The following is a 24,674-nucleotide window of genomic DNA, read 5'->3' as shown; positions in this document are numbered from 1 at the left end:
AAGCAGCGCTCAGGCGGGACTGATGTTCTGGTTGATACGGAAGAGGTTTTCCGGGTCGTACTGCTTCTTAATTGCCACCAGTCGCTCATAGCTTGCGCCATAGGCGAAGGCAATGCGATCGGTCTCGTCCCCAGTCAGGAAGTTGACGTAGGCGCCGCTACTGGCAAAGGGCTGTGAGCGAGCAAAGAAGTCCCGCGCCCAGGTAATGCAACGAGCATCATCCTCCGCTGTTTCCCAGCGCGTATGCACGTTCAATACATAATTGGCATCACGGCTCGAATAGGCCATTGCTTGCGGGTCTACGCGGCTCGCCTGCCCACCTAGCGTGGCGATGAATATCTCGCACTGCGAAGAGGGTAGTGCGCTGGCATAGTCGATGATGGTATCGATCACCCCTTCATCAAGCGTCAAGAAGTTATGGGATTTCCAATAGTTCCGGGCGCCTGGCGTCAACAGCGGGTCGAAGGCCTGCTGCCAGTCTGTGTAAGGTTGCACACCGATATGCTCGCCGTAGGCGGTGCCGAATCCTCTCAGCGGCTCGATAAGTTTCTCGCCTTCAGCGGGGTCGCCTGCGTAGCACAGGGCGAATGCCACGATCTCTTTGCCATGCACTTCCTCGGGCAGGAAGGGCAAGGGAGGTGCCTTGCGAGTGACCATCCACACGTTGAGTTCGTCGGGCATGGTTTCGGTAAAGCGGGCGAACTGGGTGATGACCGATTTTGCCTGTTCGAAGGGAAAAACGATAAGACCGCACAGCACGTTCGGGCCTACGGGATGTAGCTGAAACGTGAAGCGGGTCACGATACCAAAGTTCCCGCCTCCGCCACGCAGCCCCCAGAAAAGGTCGGCATTTTCCGATTCGCTGGCGTGCAGCTGTTGGCCATCTGCCGTGATGACGTCCACACCGAGTAGGTTGTCGACGGTCAGGCCGTATTTTCGGCTGAGCCAACCGAAGCCGCCCCCCAGGGTCAGGCCGGCAACCCCGGTGGTGGAGTTGATGCCCAGCGGTGTGGCGAGCCCGTATGCTTGGGCAGCAGTGTCGAATTCAGCGAGGGTACACCCAGGCTCAACATGGCCTTGATGATGTTGTTGATCAATGTCTACTTTCTTCATCGGTGAGAGGTCGATCATTACGCCCTCATCGCAGACCGCATTGCCAGCAATGTTGTGCCCACCACCACGAAGGGAGAAAGGCACGTTGTGCTGGCGTACGAAGTTCAGGGCGTGAACGACATCGGCAGGTGACGTGCAGCGAGCTACCATGGAAGGCCTGCGATCAATCATGGCGTTCCATATCTGGCGCACTTCGTCGTATTGAGGGTTGTCAGGAAGAAGAACACTTCCTGCGAAACCGGTCTTGAACTCCTTGATTGCGGTTGACGTAAGCTGGCTCATGACGACCACCGTTAAGTGGGCTCGGCGGTGCGCAGAAGGCACCGCCGAACGGGATAGTGAGGAAGACAATGTGGCTGGGGATTAGCCGCATGCCTCACAGTGGCCGCATTAGGACATTTCTCCAGTCTCAAATCACAGTATAGTCACGCCTGTCAATAAAACCGTTTATTTATTTTGACACGTTCATCCGAATCTGTATATCCGAGCAAAGCGACTTAACCTTCATTGTCGTCAAGAATTAAAAGAATTCTCGAGAGCAGTTTGATGGGTGCGCCTAACCGTTGCTCCGGCCCATGCGGTACGGCAGCATCGAATGCTAGGCTCACAGCCCCTATTTTAATCGACTAATCTTCTGGCTTTAATTCCTCCTGCTTGGGCGGGGTGCCTACCTTAATTTCGCTCAGATCCTCATGGGAAAGGCCGCGGTACAGGGCGAACATCATGATAAACACCAGAATAAACATCGGCAGGCCGACAACGGTGATCACCTCCTGCAGTGCGGTCAGCCCGGCATCGCCTGCCAGCACGATGAGCATGGCGGCCAGCATGCCTTCGGAGACACCCCAGAAAACCCGCTGATGCCAGGGTCCTGGGTCTGCGCTGCCGGTACACAGCATATCGACGACCAGGGAGGCGGAGTCTGATGAGGTGGCGAAGAAGATGGCGACGATCACCACCGCCAAGCCCTGAATCAAGGTTGCGGCGGGGAAGTTATCGAAAAACGCGAACATGGCGAGCGGGATGCTTTCGGCCACGGCGGCGGATAAAGTACCGGCTTGATCACCCAGGGCTGCCCGGGCCTCGGGGCCAATTCCGTCTATCTCCATTGCCGACCAGCCGAAGATCGCAAACCAGATCAGCGTAAAGATGGAAGGGGCGAACAGCACGCCGAGCACGAACTCGCGGATAGTCCGACCGCGAGAGATCCGCGCTACGAATATGCCGATGAACGGTGACCAGGTGACGGTCCAGGCCCAGTAGAACACCGTCCAACTGCCTTGCCATCCCCAGGCGCCGCCTTCGCTGGAGTAGCGTGCCAGCGTGTCATTCCAAAACGCCATGGGCAGTAGATTCGTTATATAGAGGCCAAAGGTTTCGACAACGGCACGTAACAGGAAAACGGTTGAGCCGGTAAACAGCACAAACAGCAACAGGCCAACGGCCATCCCGATATTGATATTAGAGAGCCGCTTCACCCCTGAATCCAGACCCGCGATGATCGACCCTACGGCGACAGTGGTCAGGACGGCGATGATCACTACCTTTGGCAGCACCGCGTCTGGAACACCAAACAGTTCCGTTAGCCCCGCATTGATCTGCTGGGTGCCCAGGCCGACAGACACCGCCACGCCAAACAACGTGCCGAGGACGGCAAAGATATCCAGGGTTTTGCCGATGGGGCCGTGAATGCGCTCGCCCAACAGCGGAAAGAACACCGAGCTAAAACGCATGGGTAGGTTGTAACGATAGATAAAGTACGCGAACGCCAGCCCCGGCATGGCGAAAATGGCCCAGGTATGCAGGCCCAAGTGGTAGATCGAAAAGCTCATGGCATCGTCGGCGGCGGCCACAGAGAAGGGCTCGACACCCGGCCGTGGCGGCGTTGCGAAGTGGGATATCGGCTCGGCCACGCCCCAGAACATCAGCACCGTGCCGATACCGCCAGCGAACAGCATGGCGAACCAGGAGGCGTTGGTATAGGCCGGTTTCGCATCATTGCCACCTAAGCGTATTGCCCCGAAACGGCTTATTGCCACCCACAGTAGAAACGCCACCCAGCTTGTGACCCCAAAAATAAAAAACCAGCCAAGGTTAGTAACGATCCATTGCCGCCCCGCGCCGAAGGCTTCCCCTATAGGGCCTGGCGCAATCAACAGCGCCACAAGGAAAAGAATCATGATCCCAGCCGATGTGAAAAAAATAGTGGGATCCGTCTTGAGGCCCAGCTTTCGCGCAAGTGCATCCATCGTTACGTCTCCCTGAGTCTTTACAGCCAGTTTTTATAACCGGTTTTACAACCGTCCTTAAAACAACGTAGGAGTTGTCGGTCGATTACGCCAAGCTGGGCGAAGTAGAGTACCTCTTCTCCATAGGCTGCTGTTCGGTATAAAAGGTGTTTGGCAGCATGCTTCATCCGCGCTGATCAAAGCACTCAAGGGAAGTGATATCGTCCGGCTTCAAAAAGTCACTAGCGTGTGCCCAACTGGTGCTGAGCGGGCCATCTCAGTTACTCTACACTTGGTGTTTGCGTTTCATGAATGAAGGATAGCCGTATCAATGTTGGGATTCCTGCAGGGATTTTCCTATGGCCTGTTTATGACCTGCCTGCCCTGGCTATTGGTCGGCCTTTTCAACCCTGGTCTGGCGCTTCCGGTGCTGGCTCCCAGCCGTCTGCAGGTCATCTTCCGCTATTGTTTGCTGGTTCCTTTTATCAGCATGCTGATGTGGCTGACCTCTCTATGGGGCGGTTTCAGCCCCAGCCTTTTTGGCTGGCTGGCGGGTATTGTCGCTATTCCTGTGGTGCTGCCAGTCGAGCGAACACTGCGCGGCTGGCTGGCCCGACGCCGCGAGCGCCGCCAGGAAGCTCAACGAGTGGCCGCGGTACGTAAGCGCCGTGCCCAAGAGGAGCGCAAGGCCTATGAGGCCGGCGTGTCGGTACTCGACCCTGGTCGGCCGCCAGAGGGGGCCGATGATCTTGTACTCGCCATGTGCCGGGCCAAGCAGAGCCTGCTCGACGTGCATCGCCCCGATCTCGCCATTCAGGCGGATCGCCTCTATAGCCGTTATCGGCATGTGATGGACGTGCTGAGCGGCCGATTCCACACAGGCGAGTTGGCTTTCGAGCGCTCGCGTGGCCTGGTCACGCAGGTTTGTCTCGGCGCGGTGGATACGCTGACATCTATGGCGTCCCAGGCGCGAGGGGTGGTTAGCGTAGACGGTAATTACGTGCGTAGTCGCCTGACCCAAGAGGGCAAACAGTTGGGCGAGGAGGAGCGCGCTGCCCTGGTGCGGCGCCTGGATCTGCTGGTGGAAACCGAGCACCGGTTGAATAAGCTCTCCGCCCGTATCGAATCGGCCCTGACCGTGCTCGACGACACCGCTGTTTCCATGGCGCGCATCGAAACAGCGCGTCCACAGGCGTCGGTTACCACCGAGAAGGCACTGGAGGATTTACGCCGCTTCGTCGAAGGCGCGGATCGTTATACGCGCAAGGATTAATCCAGCGGACGATGCTGCTGTGCCGAAAGTTCTAGGTTAATGGTTCTGGGTTAATGGTTCAGTGCCAATGGTGTCATGCGGTTTTCACAACGGCTTCTTTCAATAGCTCAGGAGATGTTTATGGCTCAGCAACCCGATGACAAACGTCGTCTCTCCCTGCCGCCGGTGGACGAGATTGCCAGTCAGCTGGGGGCTAACCAGGAAGAATCGGTCGACCCCAATGAGCGTGCCATCGACCCTGAGCTTGAGGCGATGGCCGGCCGCTTTGTCGAAGATATCCTCGCCGAGAATGACGAGGAATCCATCGCTCGCCAGCGCCGGGCCGTAGACGAGATGGGGCTTGAGTTGCAGCAGCAGGCCGCGCATCGTAGTGCCATGTTGCAAACACCGCTTCGTCAGTTAGCCCATCAGGGCGATGAAGGAGGGCCGGTAGCCAAGGCGCTGGTTGATCTGCGCGGGCGCATGGAGGGCCTTGATCCCGCTCGCCATCGCCTAGCGCCGAGCGCGCTGGATCGTGTTATGGCGCTCATTCCCGGCGTCGACAGCCGCCTGCAGCGCTACTTTCAGAAGTTCGAAAATGCTCAGCAGGCGCTAGACGCGATTATTGATGAGTTGAAAGGCGGTCGCGATATGCTACATCGTGACAACGTTACCCTGAGCGATGACCAGCAGGCTTTAAATAAAATCCTTGTTGAGCTGAACCGGCAAATTGCGCTGGGCCGTTTGATTGATAGCCGCCTGCAGGACGAGATTGCCGCTCGCGATGCCGATGATCCGCGGCGTCACTTCCTTGAGGAAGAGCTGCTCTTTCCCCTGCGCCAGCGTATTGTCGACCTCCAACAGCAACTGGCAGTGAGTCAGCAGGGCGTGCTGGCGCTAGAGGTCATCATCCGCAATAACCGGGAATTGATGCGTGGCGTAGACAGAGCCATTAACGTCACTGTTTCAGCCCTTACCGTGGCGGTGACCGTCGCCATGGCGATGGCCAATCAGCGCCTGGTGCTGGACCGCATCGAAGCCCTTAACACTACCACGTCGCAGATGATTGGCGGGACCGCCAAGGCACTGCGTCAGCAAGGGGTAGATATCCAAAAGCGCGCCTCCTCCGCGATGCTTGATATGCAAGTGCTTGAGGAAGCTTTCAGCGAGGTAATGGGCGCGATCGATGATCTCTCAAGCTATCGGCAGGAGGCCTTACCGCGGCTGGATGAGCAAATCGACCGCCTGGCGACCTTGGCGAAGCAGGGAAACGCCTCCATCGAGCGCCTCCGCGAGGGTAGCCAATCGCAGCCACAGGACGACGGTCAAGCCCCCAGCTAATGCGTCATTAAGGAGCCTCTTGTGTCGCGTTATCTCATAGTGCTGCTGTAGGGATCAATCACAGTAGGTTGACAGCGATAAGCGTGAACGTGGCGCCGAAGATAACAAACGCCAATAGGGCGAGTAACCCGTCGTGGGCCACCAGTGAAAGCCCTAGCGCCAGCAAAGCCAGCCCGGCAGCCGAGGAAGAAAAGGGCACCAGTTCCATGATCGGCATACACAGACCGACGATGACACACAGCACGGCAATGCCATAGCTGCCCCCTCTATGTACTAGGAACGTTAATCGTGGTTTAAGAACGCGGTCTATGCCCCGCGCTGGCTTGTTGAGCCAGTCGAGCGCTTTCTGCAGTTTGTTATGCTCAACTGAGCGGTCGAGAATGAAATGGGGCAACCAAAATTTTTTCCGACCGATCAGCATCTGTACGGCTACCAGCAACACGAACAACGCCATAAAGAACGACATGCCAGGTACGCCACTGAGCGGCGAGAATAACGTGATGCCAATCAGCATCAACAGCGGCCCAAAAGAACGGCTGCCAATCGATTCGACAACCATCTCGATTGAGACGCGATCGTTGTGGCGTGTCAACTCGCCCACTCGGTCAAGGAGTTGTTCGAGGTTTTGCAACGGCTGGTTCATCAATGGCTACCATAAGAGATCAATTGTGGGCGGACTAGGCATGGGCTTGAATATGCCGCTCATGAGAGAGTTCACTGACAAAGAGTAGGCAGGGCGAATACAAATTACCAAGAGAGTGACGTGGGGTTATTATTGACCACAAGCGGTTCTGCGTAGAGCAGCTAGTAATCCTTACTCACATCGCAGACATCACCTATTTGCCTGATAATTACCTACCCAGAACAATCAGCCGGGGCGACCGTGCGATAGCTTGCCACGGCTTCTTCCATTGCTTGTTGTAATGCCGTAATGCGCGACTCATGGGCGGGATGCGTAGAGAGAAATTCAGGAGGCTGACCGCCACCAGCCGCCGCCATGTTGCGCCACAGTGCCACGCTTTCTTGTGGGTTGAACCCTGCTTGCGCCATGATCGCCAGCCCCATCAGGTCGGCTTCTTCCTCGTGGGCGCGGCTGAACGGCAGGGTGATGCCGAGCTGGGCGCCGAGGCCCAATGCCTGCATTAACTGCTGCTGTCCCATGTCTCCCTCGCCTAACAATCCTACTACTAGCATCCCGGCCTTAATGCCAAGCTGCTGAGTAAGGCGTTCATTGCCATGGTCAGCCAGCACATGACCAACTTCATGGCCGATCACCGCCGCCAGTTGGTCAGGCGTCTCGGCGACTTGGAGTAGGCCGGTATGCACGCCGATGCGTCCGCCTGGTAGGGCGAAAGCGTTGGGAGAATCATCTTCAAAAACGACAACTTCCCAGGACTCCGGTAACTCGTCAGCCGGATAGATGGCCTCGGTGGCGGCTATTATTTCCTGAGCTACGCACTCTACCTGGCGGTTAGCGGCTGCGTCACGTGACACTGGCTGGTCACGGCGTAGTTGGTCGAAGGTATCCTCGCCCATCTGTGTCATTAAATTTTCTGGTACCAATGTCAGTTGGGAGCGCCCGGTAGGCGTTTCATCGCAGCCGGACAGCAGTACCAGGGGGAGCAGGAATAATAGGCACAACAGGAGTCGTGGGCGCATCGCATCTCTCATCAATAAATCAAGCGAGTATACCGGCCTTAGCCAAGGGGAGAACCAAACCTCAATGCTGAAAGAGCTAGCGTGGGTAAAAAAAGGGCGCCCTATCAGCAACAATTGCAGATAGGGCGCCCATAATGAAACCTGTTGTTTTGAAGCTTTTTAGACGTAGAAATCCAGATCTTCCTGCGCTTTCAATAGATCGCGCATTTTGATGGGGTCGTCTCCAAAGAAGAAGAGTAGGCCCCAGTGTGTCCCGAAGGCTGAGCGGTCAGGAACGGTTTCTTCTGCGGGCGCGACCAGTTCGTGGGACTCGAAATAGGGATGCTCAATCGTTTCTTTGGGCATTTCCAGCTTGCTGACCACCCGGCGGCGTGGGTACACACCGAAGCAGCCGGCGTAGCCTTTCGCATCGACCACTTCACGGGGGAAGAACGCTGCCACTTCCTCTTTTGTGCTTTTCGGATCAAACACGAGCATCGATGCTTGATAGGCGTTGAACCCGTAAGCTTTTTCGATCAGCTCGAAAGCTTTGAAGCCGGGTGGGCGGTAGGCAACCTCGCCAAAGTACATCTCACCATCAGCTGTGACGAAGTACTCGGGGTGAATCAAGCCAAACTGAATATCGAACGTTTTGATCAGCAGTTCGATCTGTTTAGTGATCGCAGTGCGCCAGCTCTCAAGTTCCGCCGTCGCGGGTACGAATACCGAATAGCCAAGCGTCACGTATTCTGAAATATTCAGGAACTGGATTTTGCCATCGTGAATCCAGGCCTCAACCGCGAACTCCCAGCCATCCAGATGGCTTTCCATTAGGAGGGGATATTCTTCGTCCGGAATGTTGTCGATCTCTTCGATCTTGCGAATCATTCGGTGACCGAGGCAACCGGCTTTGTCGAATGCTTTAACGTGAATCGGGTCATCCGGGTCGCCATCAAGTTTAAGCAGCGTTTGGTTGACGCGCTTCATGAAGCGAACGATGTCTTCTTTCTCATGCGCCTCTTCGAAAATACCGACGCGAATACCGCCAAGCTGGGCACGACGCTTCATTAACGCCTTGTCACGGAACAGAATGGACTGCCCGAACATACGAGGACTGTCGAGAAGAACCGAGTTGATCGCACCGGACCATTCAACGGTTTCTTCAAACAGTGGGATGGCGATATCGACGCCTTCCTCTTTTAGCTTTTCGGCGATTTCCATGGACCGGTCGTTTAGCCGGATAAAGTCCCACGGAAGAAAAGGAATGTTGTTCGCGGTACAGAAATCCGCGGCCCATTCAGGAGCAACAACGATATATCGACGGTCAAATTTCTGCGCAGCCTTGATCGCGTTGACACTCCAGCCAAGCAAGGCGATATAGCCTTTGTTGGGGTCTTTGGGAGTTTCGGTACCTTTGACCGAGTCCATTTCCGGATCACGCCAAGACGCTACTGCTTCGGGTAATTGCTTTTCTGATGTAATCGACATTCGATGTTCTCCTTGCTGGTTGACCCAAATTGACTGTGCTGAGGTTGGAGCGCACCAAGTGAGCTGAGTCACAGTCAGAAGTGTTCAGGAACGATTGAGTCAGCCAGTATTAGAAAAGTTATTAGCGCACCCGTTGTAACTAACCTAGTCGATATGGTTACAAATGGCAATTAAACTGTAGAGTTACTGTTAAATAGCTGTAGAGCTTTTTTTCTGCTTGGGAGTTGATTATTTTTTCAAACGCACATAAGTAAGATCAGCGAATGCTCATACAACAACAGCATGAAAGAGCGGTAGCTAGGTCATTATTGAATAGGTTGTTAGGTATTAATATGTAGCTAATTTAGCAAAAGCGACTTATCTATTGCGATAAACTCATTGGCTTCATTAATTAAAGATGCTGCGGTGAGCTGAGGAACACCATACACTTCAACTTTTTTACCGTACTTAACGCGTATTTTATTGACTAAAAGATCAAAGTCTCCATCGCCGGACACGAGCACAATAACGTCCGCCTGCTCAGCGTATTCCATGGCATCTAACGCAATACCTACATCCCAATCACCCTTCGCAGAACCATCTGAGCGTTGGATAAAGGGTTTCAACTTTACGTTAAAACCAATAGCTCTGAGTATAGTTTGGAATTCCCTTTGCTTTTGGTCTCCTCTGTCGATGGCGTAGCAAAAAGCTTGCACCACTTCTCTATCGGCGGTTGCTTGTGCCCAGAATTTATTATAATCAAAGTTCCTGCCGTAGGCTTGGCGTGAGGTGTAGTAGACATTTTGAATATCAACAAATATCGCCACTTTTTTTATAGACATTAAGCTTTTCTCATTAGTTGCCGGTTGTCGCGTAATTAATTACCTAGTGAGTAAATAACACGAACGTTTAGCCTGCTTCTTTCATCGCTGTCATCGGCAATCGTTGGCGCAGCGCCTTCTGCGGAATATAGTGATTGTACCGTCAGTGGGCACACTATGCTGGAGGGTATGCACAACCTAGGCGGCCTCAGGGACTGGGCGGCAGTATTCTAGGATGGTTGGACCGTAGCTTTGCTGATATGCCCTTGATCCTTACTCCAAGTCAGCGCAACGATAACGACGCTTCCTTCTTGAAACAGATTGTCACTGATCATTGGTTTTGGGAACGACCTCTAGCGTTTCATTTGCGACAAAAACTTAGATCTACGCGATAGTTTTGTCGCTATCCGCCCTGTTCGTGCCAATATACGACCAAAGAGCAATGCCGTCCCTGCACGTGTGAAAGTTTAACGCAGTAAAGGGCAACTAAAAGACGCCAGCGACACCTACGCTAACAAGAAAAAATATAATGCTCTAAAGGTGACGGAGGGTAAAACGATGACTTCAAATCAAGCAACAAACCCGGCAGTAAACCCCAAACGTGTCGGCGAACCGCAGACCCTTGGCTTTCTACTGTTAGATAACTTCACACTGATTTCCCTGGCGTCGGCAATAGAGCCTTTGCGAATGGCCAACCAACTGGCCGGCAGTGAACTGTATCGCTGGTACACCCTGACACAAGATGGTTTGCCGGTGCGTGCCAGCGATGGGGTGCAGGTGACGCCTGATGCCTCCATGCACGCGCCGCTGTCATTGGAGTGGGTGGTCGTTTGCGGCGGAGTAGGCCCGCAGCACAGCGTTACCCGTGAGCATGTGCGCTGGCTTCAGTCGCAATCGCGTAAGCTAAGGCGGTTAGGCTCGGTCTGTACGGGCAGTTGGGCATTGGGCCAGGCGGGGTTGCTTGATCACTATGAAGCCAGCATCCATTGGGAGTGTTTGGCTTCCATGCAGGAGGCGTTCCCGAACGTCATACTGACGACCTATCTCTTCTCTATCGACCGGGATCGATTCACCGCTTCGGGCGGCACCGCGCCGCTCGATATGATGCTCAACTTGATTACGCATGACCATGGCCGTGAGCTTTCGGCAGGCATTTCTGAAATGTTTATCTATGAGCGCGTGCGTAACGAACATGATCAGCAACGTGTTCCTCTTAAACACGTGCTGGGCACTACTCAGCCCAAACTGTTGGAAATCGTTGCCTTGATGGAATCCAACCTGGAAGAGCCCATCGAGCTCGATGAACTGGCAAGCTATGTGAATGTGTCGCGCCGTCAGTTAGAGCGATTATTCCAACGCTACCTGCTTTGCTCACCGTCTCGCTACTATCTCAAGCTGCGGCTGGTGCGTGCGCGGCAATTGCTCAAGCAAACGCCGCTGTCGATCATCGAGATTGCGTCTGTTTGCGGTTTCGTTTCCACGCCCCATTTTTCCAAGTGCTACCGCGAATACTTTGGTGTACCGCCGAGGAATGAGCGCCTGGGTAGCCACGACAGGCAGGGAAATAGCAGCAAAACGCCGACTCTTATAAAGCGCTGGGGAGAAGAGCCCACTGCCAACGAGCCGTCCTCGTGCGCTCGTCAGGCTCTGGCAAACGCCCAAGGCGAGCCCACCTTTGCCAGCGTGCGGCTATTAAGCTGATACCCACGGCGTCATCACTAATTTGAAACGTGCTTGAAACGTGCTGCTCGGTGACGGGCAGCACGTTTTTTTATGGCGCGGGTAGCTGTCGTGTTTACGACACAATGACGCTTTTGGAATTTCCGCCGTCGTTTCCAAGCGCCGTCTAAGCCAACGTCAGCGCTATGCTCGCTGCATTAACCAATGTTGGAGCTTAGCCATGACCCCCTCTGAACTGCACGACGATGCTATCGTTATCGATGGTCTGATCATCGCCAAATGGAACCGTGAGCTGCTTGAAGATATGCGGCGCGGCGGCCTTACTGCCGCCAACTGCACCGTTTCGGTGTGGGAAGGGTTTCAGGCCACGGTCGATAACATTGTCGCCTCCAATCAATTGATGGCGGAGTGTAGCGATCTGGTGCGCCCTGTACGCACCACCGCTGACATCACTCGCGCGAAAGAAGAAGGCAAGACCGGCATCATCTTCGGCTTCCAGAATGCCCACGCCTTTGAAGACCAGATCGGCTATGTCGAGATATTCAAGCAGCTGGGCGTGGGCATCGTGCAGATGTGCTACAACACCCAGAACCTGGTGGGTACCGGCTGCTACGAGCGCGACGGCGGCCTCTCCGGTTTTGGCCGCGAAATCGTCGCCGAGATGAACCGTGTTGGCATGATGTGCGATCTCTCTCATGTCGGCGCCAAAACCTCTGAGGAAGTCATCCTCGAATCCAAAAAGCCGGTCTGCTACTCCCACTGTCTGCCCTCCGGCCTCAAAGAGCATCCGCGCAATAAGTCCGATCAAGAGCTCAAGTTCATTGCCGACCACGGCGGCTTTGTTGGCGTCACTATGTTTGCCCCGTTCCTCAAAAAGGGCATTGACTCAACCATCGAAGACTACTGCGAGGCGATCGAGTACGTCATGAATATCGTCGGTGAGGACACTATCGGCATCGGTACCGATTTCACCCAAGGGCATGGCCAAGAGTTTTTCGAGTGGTTGACCCATGACAAGGGCTACGCTCGCCGCCTGACGGACTTCGGCAAGATCATCAACCCCAAAGGCATTCGTACCATTGGTGAGTTTCCCAATCTCACCGAGGCACTCCTCAAGCGCGGCTTAAGCGAGACCCAGGTGCGCAAGATCATGGGCGAGAACTGGGTGCGTGTGCTTAAGGATGTCTGGGGCGCCTGACTAAGCGCAGGCGGCTGTCTCCGAAGTGAGGGGCGCCGGGAGCCCCGTCGATAACCTGACATAACAACGATCCGAGGAATACAACCGTGACCAAACTGGCCCCCGCACTGCCCATCGAAGTGGATAGCGAAACCGGTGTCTGGACGAGCGACGCCCTACCCATGCTGTATGTGCCACGACACTTCTTTATCAACAATCACGTGGCCGTCGAAGAGGCGCTGGGTGCCGAGAAGTACGCTGAGATCCTCTATCACGCAGGCTACAAAAGCGCCTGGCACTGGTGCGAAAAAGAGGCCGAACTACACGGCATTAGCGGGGAGGCCGTCTTTGAGCACTATATGCTGCGCCTCTCTCAGCGCGGTTGGGGGCTTTTCATTACTGAACAGATTGATCTTGAGTCAGGTACCGCTCAGGTGCGCCTCGAACACAGCGCCTTCGTTTATCAGATAGGCAAGGTGGGACGTAAGGTGGAGTACATGTTCACCGGCTGGTTCGCAGGCGCCATGGACCAGATCCTCGCCGCGCGCGGCAGCGACCTGCGTACCGTCGCCGAGCAGACCCAAAGCGCGGCCGAGCCTGGCTGCGACGTTGGCATCTTCGTCGTTAAGCCGCTGACTGATGCCGCCCGCTAACCCGGCTACGAGGAGAGAACATCATGGCATTTGACGCAATCTTCGAGCCGATCGAGATCGGCAAGCTGACTATCCGCAACCGCGTAGTGAGTACCGCGCACGCCGAGGTGCATGCCACCGACGGCGGCATGACGACGGAACGCTACGTCAGGTACTACGAAGAGAAGGCCAAGGGCGGCTGCGGTCTTTGTATCTGCGGTGGCTCATCGGTGGTATCCATCGATAGCCCCCAGGGCTGGTGGAGTTCGGTGAATCTTTCCACTGACCGCATCATTCCTCACTTTCAGAACCTAGCCGATGCCGTGCACAAGCATGGCGGCAAGATCATGATCCAGATCACCCACATGGGGCGTCGTTCCCGTTGGGACGGTTTTGACTGGTCGACGCTGCTATCGCCCTCCGGTATCCGCGAGCCGGTGCACCGGTCTACCTGCAAGACTATCGAAGAAGAGGATATCTGGCGGATCGTCGGCGACTTTGCGCAGGCAGCGCGCCGGGCAAAGGAAGGCGGGCTCGACGGCGTTGAGCTTTCCGCGGTACACCAGCATCTGATCGATCAGTTCTGGAGCCCGCGGGTTAATAAACGCGAGGACGAGTGGGGCGGCAGCTTCGAGAACCGTATGCGCTTCGGCATGGAAGTGCTCAAGGCGGTGCGTGCCGAAGTGGGGGATGACTTCTGCGTCGGCATGCGTATCTGCGGCGACGAGTTCCATCCGGACGGTCTCTCCCACGACGACATGAAACAGATCGCCGCCTACTACGATGCAACAGGCATGGTGGATTTCTTCGGCGTCATCGGCTCTGGCTGCGACACTCACAACACCCTCGCCAACGTTATCCCCAATATGTCCTACCCGCCGGAGCCTTTCCTACACCTGGCGGCGGGGATCAAGGAAGTGGTGAACGTCCCGGTGATCCACGCCCAGAACATTAAAGACCCCAATCAGGCCCAGCGTATCCTCAAAGGCGGCTACGTAGACCTGGTGGGCATGACCCGGGCACATATTGCCGACCCTCACCTGATCGCCAAGATCAAGATGGGCCAGATCGATCAGATCAAGCAGTGCGTGGGCGCTAACTACTGCATCGACCGCCAGTACCAGGGCCTTGATGTGCTGTGTATCCAAAACGCCGCCACGTCCCGGGAGTACATGGGTCTGCCCCACATCATTGAGAAAACCGAGGGCGCCAAGCGCAAAATCGTCGTGGTGGGCGGTGGCCCCGGCGGCATGGAGGCGGCGCGCGTCGCCGCTGAACGCGGTCACGATGTCACTCTGTTTGAGGCCTCTGACGCCTTGGGCGGGCAGATCACGATTGCCGCCCAGGCACCTCAGCGTGACCAGATCGCCGGTATCACTCGCTGGTTCCAGCTGGAGCTGGCGCGTCTTAAAGTCGACCTGCGACTGGGCACCCGCGCCGATGAGGCGACGCTGCTCGACCTGCGTCCGGATATCGTCGTGCTAGCCACCGGCGGCCAGCCCTTCCTTAGCCAGCACCCAGAGTGGGGCTATTCGGAGAATGCCGAAGAGAGCTTGGTAGTCAGCACTTGGGATATTCTCTCAGGCAAAGTGGCGCCAGGTAAAAACGTGCTGATTTATGACGCCATCTGTGAGTTCTCCGGCGTCTCTGCAGCAGATTTTCTCGCCGACAAAGGCGCCAAGGTGGAAATCGTCACCGACGATATCAAACCCGGTGCGGCGGTGGGTGGCACCACCTTCCCCACCTATTACCGCAGCCTCTACGAGAAAGAGGTGATCATGACCTCCGATCTGATGCTGCATAAGGTTTACCGCGAGGGCGACGGCTTGGTGGCGGTGCTTGAAAATGAGTACACCGGTGCCCTGGAAGAGCGTGTGGTCGATCAGGTGGTCGTTGAGAACGGCGTGCGCCCCGATGAGGCGCTCTACTACGCCCTCAAAGAGCAGTCCCGCAACAAAGGGCAGGTGGATCTGGAAGCGCTTTACGCTATTCAGCCGCAACCCTGCCTGGTTGATGAGAGCGGCGAAGAGGGGGAGGGCTTCCTGCTGTTCCGCCTGGGCGACTGCACGGCACCGCGTAACACCCATGCGGCCATCTACGACGCCCTGCGAATCTGCAAAGACTTTTGACGGCTAAGGAGGGAGGCACCATGCTCGAAACGCTCTTGCCGATATTAATCTTCACCGCCCTGGCCCTGGCGGCGATCGGCGCCGTGCGCCGTATCCGCCTGTGGCGTCAGGGTCGCCCCTCGCCGGTCAATCTTTTCAAGGGGCTGGCGGCTCTGCCGCGCCGTTACCTGGTGGATCTTCACCATGTGGTAGGGCGCGACAAAATGATCTCCAACACCCACGTGGCTACCGCCGGTGGCTTCGTAGCTGCCGCCGTGCTGATGATTCTGGTACATGGCCTGGGTATCGCCAATCCATTGCTAGGCGGATTGCTGCTACTGGCCAGCGCTTCCATGTTCGTCGGTAGCTTGTTTGTTGCTCGCCGACGCATTAACCCACCAAAGCGGCTCTCCAAGGGCCCCTGGATGCGCCTGCCCAAGAGCCTGATGACGTTTTCGATAGGCGTCTTCCTGATCACGCTGCCCACAGTAGGTCTGCTGCCCGAAGGTTTACTTGAAGGTGGCGGTAGTTGGTTGCTGGCGCTGGTATTAGCGGGCGTCGTGGCCTGGGGGCTGGGTGAAATGTTTTTCGGCATGACTTGGGGCGGCCCCATGAAGCATGCCTTCGCCGGTGCCCTGCATCTGGCCTTCCACCGACGCGCCGAGCGCTTCTCCACGAAAAAAGGGGGCGTCGGCCGCTCAACAGGTCTCAAGGCGTTGAACCTGGAGGATGAAGCGGCGCCTCTGGGCGTGGAAAAGCCCGCCGACTTTACCTGGAACCAACTGCTGGGCTTCGATGCCTGCGTACAGTGCGGCCGCTGCGAGGCAGTGTGCCCGGCATTTGCCGCCGGTCAGCCGCTCAACCCCAAGAAGCTGATTCAGGACATGGTGGTAGGCATGGCGGGGGGCAGCGATGCCGCCTATGCTGGCTCCCCCTACCCTGGTCAGCCAGTAGGAGAACACCAAGGCGCTCCCCAGGCGCCGATTGTGGCGCCTGTTGTGATGAAAGAGGGGAAGGCCCTGGTCGACGCCGATACCCTATGGTCGTGTACGACCTGCCGCGCCTGTGTCGAAGAGTGCCCGATGATGATTGAGCACGTGGATGCGATTGTCGATATGCGCCGCCACCTGACGCTTGAGCGCGGTAAAACGCCCAATAAAGGCGCCGAGGTGCTCGATAACCTGATCGCCACTGACAATCCCGGCGGTTTCGATCCTGGATCGCGGCTCAACTGGGCGGCGGATCTTAACCTGCCGCTCATGGCCGATCTCAAACAGGTCGACGTGCTGCTATGGCTGGGTGATGGCGCCTTTGATATGCGCAACCAGCGAACCCTGCGCGCCCTGGTCAAAGTGTTGCGCGCCGCCGAGGTAGATTTCGCGGTGTTGGGTACTGAGGAACGCGATAGCGGCGACGTGGCCCGGCGACTGGGCGATGAGGCGACGTTTCAATCCCTGGCGAAACGCAATATTGCCACTCTGGCCAAGTATCGCTTCTTGCAGATTGTTACCTGCGACCCCCACAGCTTTCATGTGCTGGGCAATGAGTATGGCGAACTGGGTGGTGTTTATGATGTACGCCACCACAGCACCTTTATCGCCGAGCTGTTTGATGCCGGTCGGTTGACCTTTACCCCTTGGAAAGGCGGTCGTGTTACCTATCACGACCCGTGTTACCTGGGGCGCTATAACGGTGAATACGAAGCACCACGCAACGTGCTTAAGGCGCTGGGCATCGAGGTCAAGGAGATGGAACGCTCCAGTTACCGCTCGCGCTGCTGCGGCGGCGGCGGCGGGGCACCGATTACCGATATTCCCGGCAAGCAGCGGATTCCCGACATGCGCATGAATGACGTCAAAGAGAGCGGCGCCGAACTGGTCGCAGTGGGCTGCCCTCAATGTACCGCCATGCTGGAAGGCGTGGTGGATGCCAGCGCCGAAGTGCGCGATATCGCCGAACTGGTGGCCGATGCGCTGGTTGAGCGTTCCGCTGACGATGTGACCGGCGCATCCCGCCGAACCACTGCATCGACGACTGCTGAAGAGGTGATCGTATGAGTGAGATTATTCGCCGCGACCCACGTCGTGAGTGGATCGCCCGAAATCGTCTGCACCCCGACAACGCCGCGGTGCTGGCCGCCCTGGGTGTAAACAGGGGCGGCGGAGCGGTCAGCGAATGGATGGGCCCCAACGGCGTGGTGCGCAAGGATCCTCGTGCCATCGGCTTTATCGGTCCCAATGGCGTCAAACGGATTGATCGTAGTGGCCTCCAACAAGGGGGGCAGGCCACCGCGACCACCACGGCGGCCCGCGATAGCCGCCGCACGGTGACCATTGATCAGCCCGCCTTCCTGGTGGCCGTGGTGCCCGACCTGACCGGCGGGCGTCTCTCCGGACATGACAAGGATCTGCTGGGCCTGGCCCGGCGTGTGGCGGATGCCGACGCCGAACAGCCCGGCGCTGTGGTGGCGATCCTATTTGGTGAGTATAAGGGCGAGGGTGGCGGCGAGCTTAAGGAGCAGACGCTGGGCGAAGCCGGGATCGATCGCGTCGTGCATCTTGATGATGAGTTTTACGCGGGGTTTGCGCCTGAAGCGCGTCTGGCGGCTTTAAGCGCCGTTGAGCGGGAGATGACGCCGCGCTTCTGGCTGTTTCCGGACTCACCCCTGGGCGGAGCCGATCTGGGGCGGCGGCTTGCCTTACGCCTGGGTGAACGCGCTGCCACGGGGGTGTGGCAGGTGGAAACTGATAATGAGGCCTCTTTGGGTTGGCGCTGTACGGCTCGTGGCGGCGCCGGGAGCCTGGATATCCAGCGCCCGCTGCCGCGGGTTGCCCTGGCACTGGCCGAGTGCGCCGAGCCGGTGGACGAGACGCGCCACGCGGCGGAGCATCTGAGCCTGGCGGCGTCGATACCTTCCACGCTATCGCGGATCGACGATTTGGGCCAAGTGGCCGTGGATCCCGCCGGTGTGGCGCTGGCTGAGGCCGAGTTCATCCTCTCCGGCGGCAACGGTGTTAAAGAGTGGGATGCCTTCCACCATGCCGCGAAAGTCCTCGGCGCTACCGAAGGGGCGTCCCGTGTCGCGGTGGACGACGGCTTTATGGCCCGCGATCGTCAGGTGGGTGCGACCGGCACCTGGGTAACCGCCCGAGTTTATATGGCGGTGGGTATTTCAGGCGCTATCCAGCACCTGCAGGGCATTCAGCGCTGCGACAAGGTGGTGGCGATCAATCTCGATCCGGGGTGCGACATCATCAAGCGCGCCGACCTGGCGGTGATTGGCGACAGCACGCAAATTTTGGCCGCGTTAGTGGCCATGGTGGAACAGCAGCGGGGAGGTCAGCGCGATGCAGCCTGATCGACAGCAACAACAGCAGGGAATCGACGTGGCAGTGCTGGTCTCCATAGGCCGTCACCCGACAACCGGACGCGCGCGGCGCGCCGAACAGGATGCCCGGGGCCTGGAGCTAGCGCTGGCCATGGAGGCCGAACTGCCGGGCACTCGGATTAGCGTACTGCATGCGGGGCCCCAGGCGGATGACAGCGAATTGGCGCTACGCAGCTACCTAGGCATGGGGCTTGAATCCATGACCTTGCTCGAACAGCCCGCGGGCAGCGATGCCATTCTGTCCCTGGTGGAACATTTAGCCGCTACCTCGCCTCAGCTAGTGATCACCGGTGCCCGGGCAGAGCGCGGTGAAGGCTCTGGGCTTTTGCCCTATGCATTGGCAGAACATCTCGGCTGGCCATTGGTGAATAGCTTGGCATCGATAGAAAAGGTGGAAAATGGCGTGGTAACGCTGCTAAAGGCGCTGCCGCGGGGGCAGCGTCGTCGGCTCAAGGTACGCCTGCCCGCCATCATTAGCGTGGATGAAGCGGCGCCGACGGCGCGTCAAAGTGCCTTCGGCCCGGCTCGTCGAGCCACCTTCTCGGTAGCACCCACTACCCCTGAAGCCGACAGCGAGCTGGCTCAGTGGCACTTGGCCCCCGCGCGTAAACGGCCTAAGCGTCTGAAGATCGTCAAAGCCGCGTCGGCAAGAGACCGCTTCAAGGCGGCAGCCGCCAAGGCTGAGGGCAAGGGCGGGCAAGTGCTCACCGGTGTGAGCCCCGAGCAGGGCGCCGAGGCGATTTACAAGCTACTCAAGGAAGAGGATGTACTGCGTTAAAGCTTTTTGCTCTTCAGGCTTTTAACCACCGTTTAAGCCCGCCTTTTGTGGCGGGCTTGAACGGTGGTCCACATCTTTTTTATTGTCGATTGGCCAGCAAGGCCTGAATAAAAATGAAGACAACCGCTCGCCGTGTAGACGGGCGGTTGAAAGGGTATTAACTAGCGGTTTTTGGTACCGCGTTGATCTGCTGCCACTCCTTATAGAGCCCTTTATAGAGGCTGAAACACATCACCAGAAGCACCACGGTAAAGGGGAGCCCTGTGGCCACAGCGCCCGCCTGTAACGCGCTAAGGGCGGTGCTTCCCCCGCCGTAGAGCAACACACCGGCAATCACGCCTTCCAGTGTGGCCCAGAAAACCCGCTGACTCTTGGGGGCATCGGTTTTGCCGCCGGCGGTGATACTGTCGATGACCAGCGAGCCGGAGTCCGAGGAGGTAATGAAGAACACCAGCACCAGAATAATAGCCAGCGTCGAGGTGATGCTGGTCAGGGGGAGCTGTTCCAGCATGTGGAACATAGCAAGTGAAACATCGCCAATGCCGTTGGCCAGTTCGCCCACACCGTTAGCAGCCTGGTAAAGCGCCGTACCACCAAAGGCACTCATCCATACCAGCGTGACCAGAGTGGGCACCAACAGCACCGCGATCAGAAACTCACGCACTGTACGGCCCCGGGATACGCGGGCGATGAACATGCCGACAAACGGGGACCAGGAGATCCACCACGCCCAGTAGAAGATGGTCCAGCCGTGATACCAGGTGTCGTCATCGCGACCAACCCAGTTTGACAGCGGCAGAAGGTGGCCCACGTAGTCCAACGCCGTGGTGCCAATGCCGGTCAGGATCATTAGGGTAGGCCCTGCTACAACCACAAATACGAGCAGCACCGCCGCGATAATCATGTTGATGTTAGAGAACAGCTTGACGCCGCCGTCGATCCCCCGCCATACCGAGATCAGCGCGATCACCGTGACCACCACGATAATCGCCAACTGCGTGCCGATGGTATTAGGAATGTCGAACAAATAGGCGAGGCCGCTAGCTGCTTGGGTAGCGCCAAAACCAAGCGAGGTAGCCAAGCCAAAGATAGTGGCCAGCACGGCAAGGATATCGATGATATGGCCTGCCCAGCCACGGGTTCGTTCGCCCAGAATTGGGTAGAAGGCGGAGCGAAGTGTCAGCGGCAAACCCTTGTTATAGGAGAAGAAGGCCAGTGAGAGTGCTACTACCCCATAAATGGCCCAGGGGTGGAGGCCCCAATGGAACATGGTGGCACCCATGGCGGCGCTGGCGCCTTCCGGCGTGCCCGCTGGAACATTCAAAGGCGTTCCGTACCAATCGGTGTAGTAGGCCACCGGCTCGGCCACGCTCCAGAACATCAGACCGATTCCCATGCCTGCCGCAAACAGCATGGCGAACCAGGAGGTGCGCGTGTATTCCGGCTTTGCATCCTTACCACCCAGACGAATCCGCCCTAGCGGCAAGCAGATCAGTAAAAGGCAGAACACCACAAACACATTGCCTGCAATCATGAACAACCAGTCGAAGTGTTCAATCGACCAGTTTTTGGCAAGCCCTAGGTGCGTATTAGCCGCATCCGGGTAGACCAATGCGTAAAGAATGAACAGCAAAATAGCGAGAGCGGAGAGTGGAAAGACGGGGTTATGAAAATCCAACCCCATTATCTGGGTATTGTCCTGTCCAGGCGACAGAACCGGGTCGTCATTGTTCTTCATTGGGGTTCCTTGGTTGGCTCTTGTTAGGCGTCGGCGTTGCGTTATATCGCCGACGCTTGGAATTGTTGAGCCGGTTTCAAAGCAGCAGTGTCGTGAAAGCGACCTCCGGCTATTCATCTTGACTAGGATGTCTCGAATAGATATGTGAGTGCCTTTTTGGGGTAAGTCCTAAGACGCGGAGGGGCTAGGGTGGAAAAGCGCCATCAACCATGACAAACACAACAATAATCACAGGAGCCAGCCATGAATGCAGCCAACCGCGGAGTGATCTATAAGGGGCCGGGTGAAGTCGCCGTTGAGTCCATCGCTTATCCTGAGCTCGCCCTCGGCAATCGCAAATGCGAGCACGGCGTGATTCTCAAGGTCGTGACCACCAACATTTGTGGCAGCGACCAGCACATGGTGCGTGGCCGCACCACTGCGCCGTCGGGCTTGGTTCTCGGCCACGAGATCACCGGCATGGTTGTCGAGTGCGGCCGCGATGTTGAGTACATTCGTCCGGGCGATCTAGTCTCGGTGCCGTTCAATATTGCCTGTGGCCGTTGCCGCAACTGCAAGGAAGGCCGCACCGGTATCTGCCTCAACGTGAATCCAGCCCGTCCTGGCGCCGCCTACGGCTATGTGGATATGGGCGGCTGGGTCGGCGGCCAGACCGAATACGTGATGGTTCCTTACGCCGACTTTAACCTGCTGAAATTCCCGGATGCCGATCAGGCCATGGAGAAGATCAAGGATCTGACGTTGCTCTCTGACATTTTCCCCACTGGCTTCCACGGCTGCGTGACTGCCGGTGTGGGGCCCGGTAGCACCGTCTATATCGCTGGTGCTGGGCCCGTCGGGCTGGCGGCGGCGGTCTCTGCTCAGCTGCTGGGTGCGGCCTGCGTGATCGTCGGCGATATGATCGAAGAGCGACTGGCTCAGGCTCGCAGCTTTGGTTGCGAGACTATCGACTTGACCCAGGACGGTGACATGGCGGATAAGATCGAGTTGATTCTCGGCGAACGTGAGGTTGATGCCTTTGTCGACTGCGTGGGCTTCGAGGCCCACGCCTGTGGCTGCAACCACGGTAAAGAAGCACCCGCCACCGTGCTCAACTCTGCGATGACGCTGACCCGTGCGGGTGGCCAGATCGGCATCCCGGGCCTCTATGTGACCGAAGATCCTGGCGCAGCTGACGACGCCGCCAAACAGGGCGCCCTGAGCATGCGCTTTGGTCTTGGCTGGGCTAAATCCCATAGCTTCCACACCGGCCAGTGCCCGGTGATGAAGTACCATCGGCCGCTGATGCAGGCGATCCTGTTCGGTAAGGTTAATATTGCCGATGCGGTGAATGTTCAGATGATCACCCTGGACCAAGCGCCCCAAGGCTATGCTGACTTCGATGGCGGTGCTGCCAAGAAATTTGTCATTGACCCCCATGGCAGTGTGGCTTAATAACTTATTTAATGAGTACTGGGTAATAAGTACTGAGCAACAAGTCCTGGCCCCCTGCCTGAGGGTAGGATAGTGCGACCCTAGACGGCGCCCCGCGGGGTGCCGTCTTCGTTCATTCGGCATAAAGCCGACCAAGATAATAATGGGTATTCAATGACCGTCCAGACCGTGACCCCCAAGCGCCGCTTCCGCGGTAAGCCCCGTGGCCGTGAACTTGATCCCCGTCTACTTGAGGGGTTACGTGAGCTGCTGGGCGACGAACGCCAGGACGCCACGCTGCGCCGCCGCGACCTACTGATTGAACACCTGCATGTCATTCAGGACACCCGGGGCCATCTGCTGCTGGCGGAACTGCGTGCCTTGGCGGCCTACATGAACCTGCCCATGGCAGCGGTCTATGAGACCGCCACTTTCTATGCGCACTTCGACGTCATCCACGACGACCAGCTGCCGCCGCCCGCGGTGACCATCCGCATTTGTGATTCCCTCACCTGCCAGCTAGCCGGTGCCGAGGCGCTTAAAGCACAGCTGGACGCGAACGTGGATATCGAACAAGTGCGGGTGCTGCGGGCGCCCTGCATGGGACGCTGCGACACGGCGCCGGTAGTCGAAGTAGGGCACCGCCATGTGCCGTTCGCCACCCAGACGCAGATCGCGTCGGTGATCGAAAAGAGTCACTTTCACCCGGATCCCGTCGACTGGCAGCGATTGAACGACTATCGCCGCGAGGGCGGTTTTGCGCTACTGCAAGCCTGCCGCGAGGGAGAGGTCACGGTGGAAGCGCTGATGGAGGCGATGCAGCAGGCCAATCTGCGCGGCCTGGGCGGTGCGGGTTTTCCGACCTTTAAAAAGTGGTCTTTCGTGCGCCAGGAGGCCGGGCCCCGCTACTGCGCCATCAACGCCGATGAGGGGGAGCCCGGCACCTTCAAGGACCGCTATTACCTGGAGCGCTCGCCGCACCAGTTTCTTGAAGGCGCCTTGGTTAGTGCCTGGGCGGTAGAGGCCGAGGCGCTGTATATCTATCTGCGCGATGAGTACCCGGCCTTGCATGGCGTGGTGCGCGAGGCGATTGGTGAGCTTGAGGCTGCGGGCCTGGTGGCGCCGGGTTACATCGTGCTGCGCCGTGGCGCGGGTGCTTACATCTGCGGCGAAGAGTCGGCGATGATCGAGTCTCTGGAAGGCAAACCGGGCAAGCCCCGTCACCGCCCGCCATTTGTGGCTCAGAAGGGGCTGTTTGACCGCCCAACGCTGGTCAATAATGTCGAGACCGTCTACTGGATCCCGATGATCTGGCAGCGCGGTGCGGAGGCTTTTTCTAGCCAGGGACGTAACGGTCGTGTGGGGCTGCGTAGCTTCTCGGTGTCGGGCCGGGTCAAACAGGCCGGTGTTTATTTGACGCCTGCGGGCATCACCCTCAACGAGCTGATTGACGAATATTGTGGCGGTATGGCTGACGGCCACCGCCTAGCTGCCTACCTGCCCGGCGGCGCCTCAGGCGGTATTTTGCCCGCAGCCAAGGCCGATATCCCCCTTGACTTCGATACGCTTCAGGCACATGGCTGTTTTATCGGTTCGGCCGCGGTGATCGTGCTTTCTGATCAGGACAATTTGCGCGGGGTCGCGACCAATCTGCTGGCGTTCTTTGCCGATGAATCCTGTGGCCAGTGCACCCCGTGCCGGGTGGGCACGGAAAAAATGCTCACGCTGCTCGAGCGCAATGAATGGGATGCTGGGCTGATGACGCAGCTCTCCCAGGTGATGATCGATGCCTCCATCTGTGGGCTGGGCCAGGCGGCGCCTAACCCGGTGCTGGGGCTGCTCAAGGATTTTCGCGGCGAACTTGCCGCCCAGAACGTCATCGTCAAGGGGTAGGGGAGAT

At 57.6% G+C, this 24,674-nt stretch carries 18 protein-coding genes; 11 read left to right on the top strand and 7 right to left on the bottom strand.

Annotated elements, in window-relative coordinates; translation table 11 throughout:
• Window positions 1-9 precede the first annotated feature (9 nt).
• Both ACWI0H_RS19375 and ACWI0H_RS19370 read right to left on the bottom strand, forming a co-directional pair.
• Window positions 10-1,395 carry an FAD-binding oxidoreductase gene (locus tag ACWI0H_RS19375; RefSeq protein ID WP_485874278.1) on the bottom strand — a complete coding sequence of 462 codons (1,386 nt, stop codon included), beginning with the start codon at window positions 1,393-1,395 and terminating at the stop codon, window positions 10-12.
• Between the two features lie 344 nt (window positions 1,396-1,739).
• Window positions 1,740-3,362 carry a BCCT family transporter gene (locus tag ACWI0H_RS19370; RefSeq protein ID WP_485874277.1) on the bottom strand — a complete coding sequence of 541 codons (1,623 nt, stop codon included), beginning with the start codon at window positions 3,360-3,362 and terminating at the stop codon, window positions 1,740-1,742.
• A 310-nt stretch (window positions 3,363-3,672) separates the two neighbouring features.
• Here ACWI0H_RS19370 and ACWI0H_RS19365 point away from each other — a divergent pair, with 310 nt between their 5' ends.
• Entirely contained in the window at window positions 3,673-4,614 is a 942-nt protein-coding gene (locus tag ACWI0H_RS19365) for a cobyrinic acid a,c-diamide synthase (protein WP_485874276.1), read from the top strand.
• A gap of 120 nt (window positions 4,615-4,734) precedes the next feature.
• Window positions 4,735-5,934 carry a toxic anion resistance protein gene (locus ACWI0H_RS19360; RefSeq protein ID WP_008956091.1) on the top strand — a complete coding sequence of 400 codons (1,200 nt, stop codon included), beginning with the start codon at window positions 4,735-4,737 and terminating at the stop codon, window positions 5,932-5,934.
• Window positions 5,935-5,992: 58 nt separating this feature from the next.
• On the opposite strand, the gene ACWI0H_RS19355 is transcribed toward ACWI0H_RS19360, so the two are convergent.
• From ACWI0H_RS19355 to ACWI0H_RS19340, 4 genes are all read right to left on the bottom strand, one after another.
• The gene (locus ACWI0H_RS19355) at window positions 5,993-6,577 is read right to left on the bottom strand and encodes an exopolysaccharide biosynthesis protein (protein ID WP_336269838.1); all 585 of its coding nucleotides are present in this window, start codon (window positions 6,575-6,577) and stop codon (window positions 5,993-5,995) included.
• Window positions 6,578-6,789: 212 nt separating this feature from the next.
• Window positions 6,790-7,593: a M48 family metallopeptidase gene (locus ACWI0H_RS19350; protein ID WP_485874275.1), complete on the bottom strand. Its 804-nt coding sequence runs from the start codon at window positions 7,591-7,593 to the stop codon at window positions 6,790-6,792.
• Between the two features lie 159 nt (window positions 7,594-7,752).
• Window positions 7,753-9,060, bottom strand: coding sequence for an ATP-grasp domain-containing protein (locus ACWI0H_RS19345; protein ID WP_176304120.1), 1,308 nt, complete (start codon window positions 9,058-9,060; stop codon window positions 7,753-7,755).
• Window positions 9,061-9,398: 338 nt separating this feature from the next.
• Entirely contained in the window at window positions 9,399-9,875 is a 477-nt protein-coding gene (locus ACWI0H_RS19340) for a LabA-like NYN domain-containing protein (RefSeq protein WP_336274026.1), read from the bottom strand.
• Between the two features lie 543 nt (window positions 9,876-10,418).
• Here ACWI0H_RS19340 and gbdR point away from each other — a divergent pair.
• The 7 genes from gbdR to etfB all read left to right on the top strand — a co-directional run bounded on the left by gbdR (window position 10,419) and on the right by etfB (window position 19,623).
• Entirely contained in the window at window positions 10,419-11,561 is a 1,143-nt protein-coding gene (gbdR, locus tag ACWI0H_RS19335) for a choline metabolism transcriptional regulator GbdR (protein WP_176304119.1), read from the top strand.
• Between the two features lie 199 nt (window positions 11,562-11,760).
• Window positions 11,761-12,738 (top strand): dipeptidase, encoded by a 978-nt coding sequence (locus ACWI0H_RS19330; RefSeq protein WP_485874274.1) that lies wholly within the window; start codon window positions 11,761-11,763, stop codon window positions 12,736-12,738.
• Between the two features lie 86 nt (window positions 12,739-12,824).
• Window positions 12,825-13,370 carry a DUF5943 domain-containing protein gene (locus ACWI0H_RS19325; protein WP_176304117.1) on the top strand — a complete coding sequence of 182 codons (546 nt, stop codon included), beginning with the start codon at window positions 12,825-12,827 and terminating at the stop codon, window positions 13,368-13,370.
• 23 nt (window positions 13,371-13,393) lie between these two features.
• Entirely contained in the window at window positions 13,394-15,478 is a 2,085-nt protein-coding gene (gene dgcA, locus ACWI0H_RS19320) for a dimethylglycine demethylation protein DgcA (RefSeq protein WP_485874273.1), read from the top strand.
• A 20-nt stretch (window positions 15,479-15,498) separates the two neighbouring features.
• Window positions 15,499-17,514 carry a (Fe-S)-binding protein gene (locus tag ACWI0H_RS19315; protein WP_485874272.1) on the top strand — a complete coding sequence of 672 codons (2,016 nt, stop codon included), beginning with the start codon at window positions 15,499-15,501 and terminating at the stop codon, window positions 17,512-17,514.
• Window positions 17,511-18,815 (top strand): electron transfer flavoprotein subunit alpha, encoded by a 1,305-nt coding sequence (gene etfA / locus ACWI0H_RS19310; RefSeq protein WP_041159049.1) that lies wholly within the window; start codon window positions 17,511-17,513, stop codon window positions 18,813-18,815. Before ACWI0H_RS19315 ends, etfA begins: the two co-directional genes overlap by 4 nt.
• On the top strand, window positions 18,805-19,623 hold the full coding sequence (etfB, locus tag ACWI0H_RS19305; protein WP_485874271.1) for an electron transfer flavoprotein subunit beta: 819 nt from the start codon (window positions 18,805-18,807) through the stop codon (window positions 19,621-19,623). Before etfA ends, etfB begins: the two co-directional genes overlap by 11 nt.
• Window positions 19,624-19,780: 157 nt before the next feature.
• Here the strand turns inward: etfB and ACWI0H_RS19300 are convergent, their stop codons facing one another.
• Window positions 19,781-21,361: a BCCT family transporter gene (locus tag ACWI0H_RS19300; RefSeq protein WP_485874270.1), complete on the bottom strand. Its 1,581-nt coding sequence runs from the start codon at window positions 21,359-21,361 to the stop codon at window positions 19,781-19,783.
• 243 nt (window positions 21,362-21,604) lie between these two features.
• On the opposite strand from ACWI0H_RS19300, the gene fdhA reads away from it, so the two are divergent.
• Entirely contained in the window at window positions 21,605-22,795 is a 1,191-nt protein-coding gene (fdhA, locus tag ACWI0H_RS19295) for a formaldehyde dehydrogenase, glutathione-independent (protein ID WP_485874269.1), read from the top strand.
• A 153-nt stretch (window positions 22,796-22,948) separates the two neighbouring features.
• Complete coding sequence (locus ACWI0H_RS19290; RefSeq protein WP_485874268.1) at window positions 22,949-24,667, top strand: NADH-ubiquinone oxidoreductase-F iron-sulfur binding region domain-containing protein; 1,719 nt, start codon at window positions 22,949-22,951, stop codon at window positions 24,665-24,667.
• Window positions 24,668-24,674: the final 7 nt, after the last annotated feature.

This window comes from Halomonas sp. NYA30, from assembly GCF_976980765.1.
The sequence above is the reverse complement of the archived record's forward strand: the minus strand, read 5'-3'. Positions and strand labels throughout refer to the sequence as shown.